This window comes from Cohnella sp. GCM10020058 (assembly GCF_042683485.1).
GTDB lineage: Bacteria > Bacillota > Bacilli > Paenibacillales > Paenibacillaceae > Cohnella.
Window position 1 is genome coordinate 1 of sequence record NZ_JBHUJV010000013.1, and the last position, 12339, is coordinate 12339.

General features: G+C 49.8%; 13 protein-coding genes. 5 read left to right on the plus strand and 8 right to left on the minus strand.

The annotated features are described in order from the left end of the window. Window positions 1-172: 172 nt before the first annotated feature. Window positions 173-484 (plus strand): hypothetical protein, encoded by a 312-nt coding sequence (locus ACFSR7_RS21510; protein ID WP_378165114.1) that lies wholly within the window; start codon window positions 173-175, stop codon window positions 482-484. Between the two features lie 811 nt (window positions 485-1295). Here the strand turns inward: ACFSR7_RS21510 and ACFSR7_RS21515 are convergent. The 5 genes from ACFSR7_RS21515 to ACFSR7_RS21535 all read right to left on the minus strand — a co-directional run bounded on the left by ACFSR7_RS21515 (window position 1296) and on the right by ACFSR7_RS21535 (window position 4615). After that, the gene (locus ACFSR7_RS21515; protein ID WP_378165116.1) at window positions 1296-2483 is read right to left on the minus strand and encodes a polysaccharide deacetylase family protein; all 1188 of its coding nucleotides are present in this window, start codon (window positions 2481-2483) and stop codon (window positions 1296-1298) included. Between the two features lie 106 nt (window positions 2484-2589). Next, entirely contained in the window at window positions 2590-3180 is a 591-nt protein-coding gene (locus ACFSR7_RS21520; protein ID WP_378165118.1) for a hypothetical protein, read from the minus strand. Between the two features lie 14 nt (window positions 3181-3194). After that, the gene (locus tag ACFSR7_RS21525; RefSeq protein WP_378165120.1) at window positions 3195-3941 is read right to left on the minus strand and encodes a hypothetical protein; all 747 of its coding nucleotides are present in this window, start codon (window positions 3939-3941) and stop codon (window positions 3195-3197) included. Further along, window positions 3896-4216, minus strand: coding sequence for a hypothetical protein (locus ACFSR7_RS21530; RefSeq protein WP_378165122.1), 321 nt, complete (start codon window positions 4214-4216; stop codon window positions 3896-3898). Before ACFSR7_RS21530 ends, ACFSR7_RS21525 begins: the two co-directional genes overlap by 46 nt. A 273-nt stretch (window positions 4217-4489) precedes the next feature. Next, the gene (locus ACFSR7_RS21535) at window positions 4490-4615 is read right to left on the minus strand and encodes a M23 family metallopeptidase (RefSeq protein ID WP_378166071.1); all 126 of its coding nucleotides are present in this window, start codon (window positions 4613-4615) and stop codon (window positions 4490-4492) included. Window positions 4616-5699: 1084 nt separating this feature from the next. On the opposite strand from ACFSR7_RS21535, the gene ACFSR7_RS21540 reads away from it, so the two are divergent. Then, on the plus strand, window positions 5700-6107 hold the full coding sequence (locus ACFSR7_RS21540) for a BclA C-terminal domain-containing protein (protein ID WP_378165123.1): 408 nt from the start codon (window positions 5700-5702) through the stop codon (window positions 6105-6107). Between the two features lie 13 nt (window positions 6108-6120). On the opposite strand, the gene ACFSR7_RS21545 is transcribed toward ACFSR7_RS21540, so the two are convergent. Beyond that, window positions 6121-6552: an S-Ena type endospore appendage gene (locus ACFSR7_RS21545; protein ID WP_378165125.1), complete on the minus strand. Its 432-nt coding sequence runs from the start codon at window positions 6550-6552 to the stop codon at window positions 6121-6123. Between the two features lie 214 nt (window positions 6553-6766). Between ACFSR7_RS21545 and ACFSR7_RS21550 the strand changes: the two genes are divergently transcribed. Then, window positions 6767-7180: a DUF3992 domain-containing protein gene (locus ACFSR7_RS21550; protein WP_378165127.1), complete on the plus strand. Its 414-nt coding sequence runs from the start codon at window positions 6767-6769 to the stop codon at window positions 7178-7180. A gap of 251 nt (window positions 7181-7431) precedes the next feature. Beyond that, window positions 7432-8793, plus strand: coding sequence for an MATE family efflux transporter (locus tag ACFSR7_RS21555; RefSeq protein ID WP_378165128.1), 1362 nt, complete (start codon window positions 7432-7434; stop codon window positions 8791-8793). A gap of 102 nt (window positions 8794-8895) precedes the next feature. Here ACFSR7_RS21555 and ACFSR7_RS21560 read toward each other — a convergent pair whose 3' ends face one another. Further along, complete coding sequence (locus ACFSR7_RS21560) at window positions 8896-9339, minus strand: cell wall hydrolase (protein WP_378165130.1); 444 nt, start codon at window positions 9337-9339, stop codon at window positions 8896-8898. 98 nt (window positions 9340-9437) lie between these two features. Here ACFSR7_RS21560 and ACFSR7_RS21565 point away from each other — a divergent pair, with 98 nt between their 5' ends. Beyond that, window positions 9438-11198 carry a sulfatase family protein gene (locus tag ACFSR7_RS21565; RefSeq protein ID WP_378165132.1) on the plus strand — a complete coding sequence of 587 codons (1761 nt, stop codon included), beginning with the start codon at window positions 9438-9440 and terminating at the stop codon, window positions 11196-11198. A 148-nt stretch (window positions 11199-11346) separates the two neighbouring features. Here the strand turns inward: ACFSR7_RS21565 and ACFSR7_RS21570 are convergent, their stop codons facing one another. Next, window positions 11347-12327, minus strand: coding sequence for an aldo/keto reductase (locus ACFSR7_RS21570; RefSeq protein ID WP_378165134.1), 981 nt, complete (start codon window positions 12325-12327; stop codon window positions 11347-11349). Window positions 12328-12339 lie beyond the last annotated feature (12 nt).

The following is a 12339-nucleotide window of genomic DNA, read 5'->3' on the forward strand; positions in this document are numbered from 1 at the left end:
CCCGTACGGTAACACGGGGGTACAAAATACATGACCGCGACGCTCGGGGCCTTTAGACAGTAGGCGTCCGGGCGTTTTTACGCTGAAACGTACTATCAAATACAGGTTTTGTGAAGAAGAACTTGACCGGCTTAACGCAAACACGATCGCATCCAAGCTGGTTCGTCTCGGCATGGCGGCTTCGTCGCTGGCGGCTCGTGCCGATCGGGACTATCCAGACTTGACGATCACGACCTACCAGCGCAAGGTCAATACGCTGATCGACGATTACATGGCCTTGCTCGAACCGGCCAAACAGCGTTATCAGTTCGTGAAGCTTCTGCCGGCCGTTCCGGAAGTTTCCGGAAATCAGACTCACAAGGTCTCGATTACACTTCGCGCTGAAGATTGGATCTATATCGATTCTCTGATCGCGGCCAACTACGTTCGTTCCAGGAGCCAATACTTCCGACAGCTTTTCCGATCTGTCTCACGCACAGCCTGAGGTTTCTGTGAACCGTGAACAGTAAGCAGTCACTCCGTAGGAGCCGAAACGCAGTGCAGGACCCCGTAAGGGGTTGACTGGCGTCTCATGCGGCTGATCCTCCCCCATTCCCTTCAAACAGCGTTTGAAGGGCTGCTCCCGGCGAGGGATGGGGTTCCGAAGGGGACGAGTCCCCTTGGCCGTCGGAGCAGAAAACCTGACCCCCGCGCATTCTTCTAGAATGCTTTTAGCGAGTTGTTTTACTTCTACATCTTTCGACGTGACACACAAATGATACGCAATATTAGAAAAAATATCGCAGTTACTCCAACCTCCATTGATTCTGCTTTTATGACACCCCACCAAATTGTAAATATGTCGACATAGAAAATTTACCCATTTCATCGTTAATAATTGGGCATATTCGGCTAACACTATATGTTCTTGACTTTTTCGGCTAACGATACATGTTCTTGTCTTTCTCACTGAACAAGAACATGTATCGTTACAACAAAAAATCCGCGTTATATGCGGATCAGGTACGATATATGTTCTTGTCCTCTTACACAAAAACATATATCCGATTTCACGCCGCCGGTAGATTACCCGAGAATTGGCCGATACCAGCCTTGCCATTTTCAACTCCACCACTTCTCCAACTTCCATATGAAACGTCTCTAAACGGTTCGGCCTCAAATGCATGCTTTTCGAGACGCACTTTGAAAAGTCACCAACAAAGTAACAGCCCCAGAGATTCCCCTAGGGCTGTTACTATTTCTTCAACGATCACTTTTATTCGGATGCAATCGGACCTTAGATTGGTACATACAGATCATCTATTTGTTGGATTCCAATACTTTAGTGGTCGATTTACTTTATCTAAAACATCTCCTGCATCAAACAAATCCCGTAAACTATTGGGTTGTTGAATTAATGCAGTTCCATCCATGTGCCGACGATCCATTGTGAATGCTCCATCAATTATTTTAGTATATGACGTAGGGCCAACAGCAGAAATGACTTTAAACCCGCTTTTCACCAAAAAATTAAACTTGTCACTGCCGTATTTAACTCTTGAACCGAAAGGATAAAAATATAGATGTGTTGATCCTACTAATGGCTCTACCTCATTTTTCCAAAGAGCAGTATCTTCTTTAAGCTTTTGCAGACTCACTTTGTCAACATTAATATGACCATAACTATGCGATCCGAAAGACCAACCCAGCTCTTTCAATTTTTTTACTACTTTAACGGCGTTTATTATTTCAGATTTCCGATTAGGCGAGCCACTTTGAGTATGATACCCTAGTATTCCTTCATAGCCAGTCAAACAAATAACTCCCCTTGCTCCATTCAACGAAAAGTCCGGATGTAGTTTAACAAAATCATTCAAAATTGGGATGATTTCATTATCATTGGACCAGCTTTCTTTCCCATTCTTATCTTTTGTATAAGCTGAAATATTTCCATTCGATGTAAGAACAAGTTTACTCACATTCCCATTTTCAATCATATAGGGATAATAATTTAAATCATCAATGGAAATCACAAGAGCTTTCTTACCTTTTGGAAGGAATAGATCTTTTTTCTCAAGAATAAGTTTTCCGTTTATTTTTCTTTCTTGGTAAACATCCTCCAGACGGATTAGTATAAAGTTCTTACGGTATAATGAATCAATGATTCGCTCAAATTCACTTACCGTAATAAAATAATCATTATACCCACGAGATAGAGCATCATTGTCAAAAGCTAATTGCGGATAAGCGATTAATGGATGGAAAAAGATGTGCTCAATTAGGCCCTTATATTTCACAAGCTTTTCTTTTGGTTCTTCCAATTTTGACGTTCTACTTAGTCCATCTGTTAATGAATCAATCGAACTTTTACGTGTGGGATCGCTAATATTTGAATATTCATTAGATTCACTTTTTATATTTATTGTAATATTCATAAAATAAAACAATACCCAGCATAACACCAAAATAAATACTGTTATAATAATTATATATCGCTTTAACAATATTTACTTCCCCCTCCTATCTTGTTTTCGGTTACGTAAAGCAGTCACGATAAAAGGCCATCTCTAGAGTGAGAGTGGCCTTTTTATTAATCAATCGACAATCGACTTATTTAAAACTCAGACTCGATAAATCAAATAATAAATTTGTTCCATCTTTTAAAGTCAAATATACACTTTCTCCATCGACCTTAGAAATACTGATATCTCCTTTTTTCTCAGGGGTAGCGATTTTAGACAAACTAAATTTTTTAGTTTTGGTGTTAATATTTTGAATTGCTATCATCCCTTGGTCGGGATCATTAATACTACTTCCAGCATATACTCTGATTTGGTTATCATCAAATGTTCCCTGCCATAAACTAATTACATTTAAATCGTGTGTTCCTGGCGGTGGTTCAGGAGTCTGAAAGCCAGTAGGAAATGGAGCATCAGGAATAATTTCAGGTCCTTTTTCTTTCTCTTTTTTCGCATCTGCTTGAGGGATTTTACCACTTTTAGCATCTTGAATGCGTTTTATTTCCCGATCAGCTTCCTCTTTCTTATCTAACTGACCCTTATCTGAAGCTATAATTTGATATTCAGATTCAGAGAGAGAGGGATGGACCCATTCTGTTGTTCCTGCATAAGCAAAGATTGGTACTGCACCAATAGCAACTACTACAGGGAAAACTAAATATTTCGAAATAATTCTTTTCATTTTCATAATCTCCTTTACCAAGTAACATCAGTTGCGTATGATACTGTTTGGGAAGTTCCAGTATCAGCATTTAATTTATTTTGTAATTGATTAAATGCCGTGATTGGACTGTTTTTTATTCCTGTACATGGGTCATTTGTGACAGTGCAAGCTTGTTCTTGTGAGATCGAACCTTTTACAATCATTGTCGCCTGGCTATGTGAATCATAATAATATCGCGCAATTCTTTGCCATTGAAATGCTTGTGCACCATCAGATCTATATATTTGAGGTAGTGGGTAACCAGCACCGCTATACGAGATAAATAACATGCTTCCCATATCATAAGAATTAGTATAGGTAGAAGTAGTAACAGTACAGGTAGTGCTCGAAGAATAATTTCCTCCGCTTATAGGACATCCACCAGCATCTCCCGTATTCATAAAGGCATATCTGCCAGGAGTAGCGTTATATCCCGTTACCCAGCTTTTTGTTTGGGCAACTGTACTTACAAAACCTACTTCCATGTCATTTCCGCCATAGATAATAGTTCTTGAAATATATGCAGAAGCCAGATTATTAGCATTTATTACGATATTCGCCCATTTGGTGCCCATAGTTTGCGATTGTGCAACCCCATTATTAGTACTAATAATTAAAACCAGAGATGAAGTTGTGTCACTTGAACTGTTAATTGCAGCGTAATATCCGCGCGCAAACTCCTTTGCTAAAGTTGCTACTTGGGCATCCGTTTGAAAGTTCCAAAAAGGCTCGCTCCCCAATTTCCAGACGTGTCAGTTTTTTGAATTCCAAACAATAAAATTACTGCAGGTTTTTGAGTACCACTTGTATTAGCGTTATTATTTCCTAAAGTGTAACCAAGACTGTACAGATTCTGATAATTGTTGGCACTGACATAATAAGATGTAGCCCAATCATTTGGCATAGCAGCAGAAGCCTTCTTAACCATCGTTACTGCTATAGAGATGCTACAGACCATTAAAACCATCAACAACAATAGAACTCGTTTTTTGTCCCGCCAAAGAAAATAATTCATCAATCTACCTCCGTTTAAAATAGATTCACTAGATTTTACCTCAAATTATTAACCGCTGGTCGTATTATCCAAACAATTTGCGGTAAAAATGGTTATTTTTTATAACTAACGAAAATTCTATACATAGATCTGACGTTGCTATCTCTATAATAGTTGCGGCGCACTTGATCAATTTCTACCGCTACAAGGGCCTGGGATTACCTTTAGTTAACCGTCGGTTGAAATTTGGCCAGGAACGGCATCGGATCGATCTTATTACCGTGAATGCGGACTTCAAAATGGACATTGCGGACCGGTTGAATGACCGGTGCTGCCGACCAGGCCAATCCGATCGCCTGCCTTCACTTCGGTCCCGACCACAATGCCGTTCTGTAGCATATTGGCAAACAACGTCTGCAGACCTTCCGTGCTCGATCAGCACCATGTTGCCGTATCCGCCGGGCAACTTCGATTCGATGACCTTGACGATAGGCTTTAAAATATGCTAATTCCCTTGTGCAATCGCATGTCCCTCCTCACCCCGTTCTGCATCATATAAGTGTATGAGTGTTCTGACGACGCTGGACCGGCAGTTGATCGGACGATTGTACATTCGCCACAGATGATCGTCTGTCATCGCCCTATATTGACAAAGGGGATGATAAGGATGACGCGCAGAATTTATGTAAGCGACTCTCACTTTGCTTGTTGTCATCATGAGGGTGTTACAGGCCCGACCGGGGCGACCGGTGAAACCGGAGCGACCGGCTCGACGGGCAGCACTGGCGCAACAGGTGCGACTGGTACCACAGGCGCGACAGGTGCTACCGGCGCGACGGGCGCAACCGGCGTAACAGGAGCGACTGGGGGCACAGGTGCAACGGGGTCTACCGGCTCGACTGGGGCAACCGGCGTAACTGGAGCGACGGGTGCTACTGGCGGTACAGGTGCCACAGGTTCTACTGGCGTGACGGGCGCAACCGGTGTAACAGGAGCGACTGGGGGCACAGGCGCCACCGGTGTAATAGGAGCGACTGGTACCACAGGCGCAACAGGGTCTACTGGTGGTACCGGAGCCACCGGCGCGACGGGCGCCACCGGTGTAACAGGAGCGACTGGCAGCACTGGAGCAACAGGTGCTACTGGCGGTACAGGTGCCACTGGCGTCACTGGCTCGACGGGCGCCACCGGCACAACAGGGTCTACTGGTGGTACCGGAGCCACCGGCGCGACGGGCGCAACCGGCGTCACTGGAGCGACTGGGGGCACAGGTGCAACGGGGTCCACTGGTGCCACAGGTTCTACCGGCTCGACAGGTGCAACGGGTGCTACTGGCGGCACGGGCGCGACAGGATCTACCGGCGGTACGGGTTCAACAGGCGCAACTGGTGTAACGGGAGCTACCGGCACCACTGGAGCAACGGGTGCCACCGGCGCGACTGGCCCTACCGGAGCCACAGGTGCAACCGGAATTACGGGAACCACCGGTGAAACCGGCACGAGCGTGACGAGCAATTATGCGTTTGCGGCCAATACAACGGGAACTGGCGTTTTGGTCGTGCTTGGCGGAACCAGTGTACCGCTGCCAAGCTCCCAGAATATCGGCGCCGGGATAAGCATCAACGGTGCAAATACGATTTTTACAGTCGCTTCGAGCGGCACCTACTATATAACTTATCAGATCAACCTGTCTTCCGCGCTGCTGATCAGCGCCAGATTGATCATCAATGGCACCGCGAACGTACCCTCCAATATCTCTACCGGGCTATCCACTACGATGTTCAATAATGTTATCGTGGTGACGTTGGCGGCTGGCTCCACGATTACTTTGCAGCTGTACGGTCTGGTTGCCACCGCCACACTGATCTCGGGCGGTGCCGGTGCGGCTGTCACCATTATTCGACTGGTATGAGCAATGGATCGTATCAACCTCTACGGAACCTGATGATATAACTTCCCCTGCATTGCGCAGCGTCTTCTCCGCTGCAGCGAATCGTTAGACTCGATATGGACGGGAGAACAAGGGAAATTTGCTGGGACTGCCCGACTAGTTGCACGATTTCCTTTGTACGCATTTTAATGATCGCTGCCATAACGCAATTCGTATCGTTCTGAAGCTTTATGGTTGCAGACGGCTGCATTTCAATCGCTCTGAAGTAGACTTGGGGCTGCGAATCGCATTTCTGAAAAATGGCACCGCAGATCTCTTCATAATAAGCGCGCCTCCCCGGATCGAAACGGCGGCGCCTGCCTCGGCGTCGGACAGGGCGTCGGCAACGCGCTTTTCTTCGCCGTTCAGCGGTCGCATCTACAACTACGATTGTCGTTTGTTTATTCACTTGTATCGTTTTCCTCACGCGAGTTCACCTGCCCGTCCTCGAATACCCACATCAGGATACTCTCCATCATACGGACAAATGTCCAAAATGGACCGGGACAAAAACACAATTCGGGCCTCAGCCCCCTCTCAGGCTGTATTTGGGCTGAATGCCTGGTGCAATAGCTTATACAAAAACGGGATAGTCAAAGTACCTTAGAAGGGTAGCCATAAACAATGGGAGGGATTGACATATGTGTCGAGGCGGTTCTTCAAGAAGCCCGATGGTCGCCGAAAGCAATTTTTCGTGCTGTACTCCGGCGACCTTTGTTCAAGACCAGGTATGCTTCAACATTAATATTACGCCGGTAGCCACTGAAATCACTGCAAATCTATACCGGTTAAACGTCAATCCCCTGAGCCTCTTCGTCTCCGGGACGCTCTTGATCGGCGCAGCGCCTGCAGGCAGAACGCTGACCGTCAACTTCCTGCTTGGCGGACCGACAGGCACGATCATTGAAACGGATACCATCACGGCCGGAACGGCGCTTGCCTTCACCAAAACCGGATTCGATACGATTCAACTGGTCGTCGGCGCCGGCGCAGCCGTTACTCCGAACATCACAGGCGAGCTCTGCGTCACGCCTCGTTACCCGCTGTCTGCTTAAAAAATGGCCATAATTTACTGTCTCACAGCGATGCCCGGCTGTGAGACAGTTTTGTATGCTAGGCAATCACAAACGAAAAGCTTCATTTGTTTACATAATGTATGCTATGTATTACACCACTTCACCCGCCGTACACAATCGGATGAAAATCCCGCTATGAAAAAGTGTGAACACCCGCTTATAATAGGGCTTATGTCCGCTTGAATTCGACAAGTTTCAACGCGACCACCATGGGCAGGAGGCATAAGGAAGTGCAGCTGGCAAAACGAATTTTACAACTCGCTTTACCGTCCATCGCTACGTTCTCATCGATGACTTTTACGGGCTTGCTCGTTTTGATGATTGTAGGGAAGCTTGGCGCGGCCGCGATTGCGGTCGTCGGGGTAACGAACATTTTGATCTACAATATGTGGGCGCTGTGTGCAGGGATTCAGAATGCGATCAACTATCTGGTCGCCCAGAACTATGGCTCCGGCGAAATGCGCCTCGCCAACCAGCGAATGCAAATCGCGCTCGTGTTGACCGGCGTGCTCGCGGTCGTTCTATTGGCGGGAAGTCTGCTCGCGCCCGAGCTCATCCTGAGCGCAATGGGGCTTAACGACGAGATCGTTGCACTGGGCACCGATTACGTCATGATCCGGATGATCGCGCTCATCCTCGGCATCTTCAGCGGCGCCTTCTTCGCCTATCTTCGCGCCATCGGCGACACGAAGACGCCCATGACGATCGCGCTCATCAACAGCGGTCTGGTCGTCGTGCTAACTTACGTGCTGGCTTACGGCAAGTACGGCTTTCCCGATATGGGGCTGCAAGGCGCAGCGTGGAGCATTCTGCTTGCAGAGGTGATTCAGCTCGGCATGTGTCTGTGGGTCTATTATGGCTACCTAAACGCCACGCTGCTGACCCGTACCCGCGAGCGCTTCGACCGGAAGCAGGTGAAGCTGATGGTGTTCGAGAGCGCGAAGCTCAGCATGATGGAAATGTCCAACAGCCTGGGGATGCTTGTGTTTACGATATGCATCTCCCGCCTCGGAACCGTCGCCATCGCTGCGAACGAGATCGCTCTGAACATCCTTTCTTTCGGGTTCATGCCTTCGAACGGCTTCGGAGCGGCGGCGACGATCGGCACCGGTCAAGAAATCGGGAAAGGACGGCATGCGGAGGCCAAGCGCTTCGGGCTGATGACAGTCGTGCTCGGCGTGCTGCTCATGGTGCTAATCTCTATCCTGATGTTCATTTTAGCCCTCCCGATCGCGAAGCTGTATACGCCGGAACGGGCGGTTTACATGGCCGTTATCCCGCTCATTCATCTGGCGGCGTTTATCCAGCTCTTCAATACGTCGGGCATCATATTCGGCGGCGGACTGCGCGGCATCGGAGATACGACGTATCTGTCGCGCGTGGCGTTTGTTCTCAACTGGATGATCTTCATCCCGCTTACGCTGCTGCTGACGGTCGTGCTGGATTACGGCCAGGTCGGCGCCTGGATCGCGCTTTGCAGCAACATGGTGCTGGCTGCGCTGGCCAATGGCTTGCGGTACGTGAAGCTGGACTGGAGCAAGGCGCGCGTCAAGTCGGAAAAAGCGCCGGCGCCTTCCATGGTATCGCATTGATTGAAATTGGACTACACAAAAAAAGGACAGTGCCTCCCGGCACCGTCCTTTTTTGCTACATCAGAGAGTATAAATTTTTCCTTTTTAAAAAGGCCGACACGATTAGAACGTGTTGAATACATTTTCACATTCTTCTACGGTCGGTTGATAAAAACAGTGCTTCTTCCATCGACCAACCAACGGCTGGTCATACCAGGTATCCGGACAAGGTCCGGGATTTTCGAACGATCCCGGACGGAAATACCACAGGGAAAATTCGGCAGGCCAACTCCGTTCCCCGTTTACGGCCCGCTGGGCGAGACGCCGTTCCCGGTCCCTTGCGCTCTGATAGTACAGACCATGCTGCAGCGCTTCGAACGCATGCGGCTGGTTAATCATTTGCGGGATGGTCCGGATGCCCTTAAAATCCGAGCAATTCGCCCTTATCCGGTTAATGCCGACATTGCCGACGAGGAGCATCCCCGTCTCGCCCTCGGTCTCGGCTTCAGCGCGAAGCAATCTGGCCAACATATCGATATCCTGTTGTCTCGCTTTTACGACTGCCATTGGCTCACCTCTTTACATGTCTAGGCCATCATATTGAAGGCGAGGCGGAAGTGTTACTCCGGCACTGCCACTCATATGTTTTTGTAGAGGTGGTGGCTATGATCAAAAATCCGAACATACTCCTTATCGTCGTCGACGAGGAGCGTTATCCGCCTGACTACGAAAATGACGAAATCGGCGCCTGGCGGATCGCGAACCTCCCGGCCCATGAACGGCTGCGAGAGAACAGCATGGAGCTGCGCCGGCATTATATCGGCAGCGCCGCCTGCTGTCCGAGCCGTGCTACGATGTTTACTGGACATTATCCTTCACTCCATGGCGTCACCCAAACGAACGGCATCGCCAAGGATGCGTTCGATTCCGATATGTTTTGGCTGCCGCCGAATACGGTGCCGACAATGGGCAATTACTTTCGCGAGGCCGGCTACCAAACGTACTACAAAGGCAAGTGGCATATCTCGTATGAAGACCTTCTCGTCCCCGGAACCCACGATGACCTGCCAAGCTACAATCCTTCCAGCGGCGTTCCTGATCCGCAGCGTGAACAACTGTATTTGGCCGCAGACCCGCTTCAAGCGTTTGGCTTTTCGTCCTGGATCGGACCCGAACCGCACGGACGCAGTCCCCGCAACTCCGCATCCTCGGCTGCTATCGGCTACAGCGGTCGAGACGTCGTCTATGGCACCGAAACCGTTCAATTGCTCGAAGCGCTGGACCGCGAGAAAAGCGCCAATCCTGGCGCGCAGCCCTGGCTTGTCGTCGCCTCCTTCGTAAACCCGCACGACATTACGCTGTATGGCGCCTTGACCGCCCATTTGCCGCAATTGTTCCGCTTTCAGGTCGATCCGATGCCCGAGGTCCCTCCGCCGCCCACGATCGGCGAATCGCTGCATACGAAGCCTGACTGCCAGGCCAGCTACAGAAATACGTATCCCAGGGCGTTACAGCCTATTATCGACGAGCCCTTTTATCGCAAGCTGTATTATCAGCTGCAAAAAAACGTAGACCAACAAATTACGCGAGTGTTGGATGCGCTTGACCGCACATCGTTCCGTGAAGATACCATTATCGTTTTCACATCGGACCACGGCGACCTGCTCGGCGCTCACGGACGGCTGCATCAGAAAATGTATTGCGCTTACGAAGAAGTGCTCCATGTGCCTCTCTTTATTTCCAACAAGCGCCTTTTTCCAAAAAGTCAAAGCTTGTCCGAACTGACCTCTCATGTCGACCTGCTGCCGACCTTGTTGGGGCTCGTAAATGCAGACGTCCCCGGCATTCGGCAACGGTTGCGTAGCCGTTTCAGCGAAGTCCGCCCTTTCGTTGGCCGCGATCTGACGCCTCTCTTGCTCGGCCGCGACAATAGCGGCGGATACGCCAAACCTGGCGAGCCCGTTTATTTTATGACGGACGACGATATCACCCGTGGCCAGCATCAGCGCAATCCTTTGGGCAAGCCCTACGCCTCCGTCGTTCAGCCCAATCACATCGAGACCGTGATCGCCGATCTGCCGGGACCGCTTGGACTGCCGACAAGCCAGTGGAAATATTCCCGCTACTTCGACAACGACCGGTTCTGGAGCGAGCCTGGCGTTATGGATATTACGATTCAGCTCGACGAATCAGGCCCGCAGCCGCTGCCTTCCGCTTCCCCTGCATGCAGAATTCATTATAAAACGGTCCCCGTTACCGACCAATTCGAGCTGTACGACTTAACCGAGGACCCGTTGGAAACGCGCAATCTCGCTCACTCGTCATGGGCGACACCGTATTCGGAGGCGATCCGGACTCACATGGCCCGCTTGCTGGATGAACAACGACGCCTTAAACGATTGAGTCCTGCATCCGGGAGCCAATGAGGGATACTGATACGGGCTGCCCCTGTCCAAATTCAGGCTTAGTTATAATTTTTTAGACGCAGCTCAGAATGCGCACAGCAAAGAGACACGTCATATAAACGCGCCTCCAAGTCCTAAGACAAATAATGATTGGGATCGATTGCTATCTCTAAATGGCGCCGACGACCGGATGCGGAACGTAGGGCTCTTCCACCGACGCGATTTCTTCCTGCGTCAATATGACGCTCAGCGAAGATATCGCCTCTTCGAGCTGAGCCATGCTGGTCACACCGATAATAGGCGAGGTGATGACTTCCTTTTGCAGCATCCAGGCGAGCGCGACCTGTACGCGCGGTATGCCGCGCCGGGACGCGATAGCTGCAACCCGCTGCGCGATCGGCAGGTCGGCCGATTGCATCGCATCGTACTTGGACCTTTGCGCTTGATCGGTTTCAGAGCGGGCTGTCGTCTCGCCAGGATCGCGCAGCAGCCTGCCGGCTGCAAGCGGGCTGTACGGGATCACGCCGATTTTCTCTGCCTTGCAGAGCGGCAGCATCTCCCGCTCCTCTTCGCGGTATTGCAGGTTGTAGTGGTTTTGCATGGAGACGAACCGGGTCCAGCCGTTCTTCTCGGCGACATGTTGCGCCTTGAGGAACTGCCAGGCGAACATCGCGGAAGCGCCGATATATCTCGCTTTGCCCGCCTTGACCACATCGTGCAAAGCTTCCATCGTCTCTTCGATCGGCGTGTCGTAGTCCCACCGATGGATCTGATACAGATCCACATAATCGGTACCAAGCCGCGTCAAGCTCTTATCGATCTCGCTCAGGATCGCCTTGCGGGAAAGTCCGGCGCCGTTGGGTCCTTCCTGCATGCGAAAAAACACCTTGGTCGCGATGACGACCTCATCCCGGTTGGCATAATCCTTCAAGGCACGGCCGACGATCTCCTCGCTCGCACCCGTCGAATAAATATTGGCCGTATCGAAAAAATTGATGCCCAGATCAAGCGCTTTTTTGATGATCGGACGGCTGTTCTCCTCATCGAGAATCCATGGATGCGTCCATTTGCTCACATCGCCGAAGCTCATGCAGCCCAGGCAAAGTCTGGACACGTCCAAGCCGGTATTCCCAAGTTTCACATACTCCATTTCGATCATCCT

What these genes read in the sequence shown, in the direction of transcription:
- ACFSR7_RS21510 (WP_378165114.1), top strand. Translation starts at nt 173, where the DNA reads ATGGCGGCTTCGTCGCTGGCGGCTCGTGCCGATCGGGACTATCCAGAC.
- ACFSR7_RS21565 (WP_378165132.1), top strand. Translation starts at nt 9,438, where the DNA reads ATGATCAAAAATCCGAACATACTCCTTATCGTCGTCGACGAGGAGCGT.
- ACFSR7_RS21570 (WP_378165134.1), bottom strand. Translation starts at nt 12,327, where the DNA reads ATGGAGTATGTGAAACTTGGGAATACCGGCTTGGACGTGTCCAGACTT.
- ACFSR7_RS21520 (WP_378165118.1), bottom strand. Translation starts at nt 3,180, where the DNA reads ATGAAAAGAATTATTTCGAAATATTTAGTTTTCCCTGTAGTAGTTGCT.
- ACFSR7_RS21560 (WP_378165130.1), bottom strand. Translation starts at nt 9,339, where the DNA reads ATGGCAGTCGTAAAAGCGAGACAACAGGATATCGATATGTTGGCCAGA.
- ACFSR7_RS21530 (WP_378165122.1), bottom strand. Translation starts at nt 4,216, where the DNA reads ATGAATTATTTTCTTTGGCGGGACAAAAAACGAGTTCTATTGTTGTTG.
- ACFSR7_RS21550 (WP_378165127.1), top strand. Translation starts at nt 6,767, where the DNA reads ATGTGTCGAGGCGGTTCTTCAAGAAGCCCGATGGTCGCCGAAAGCAAT.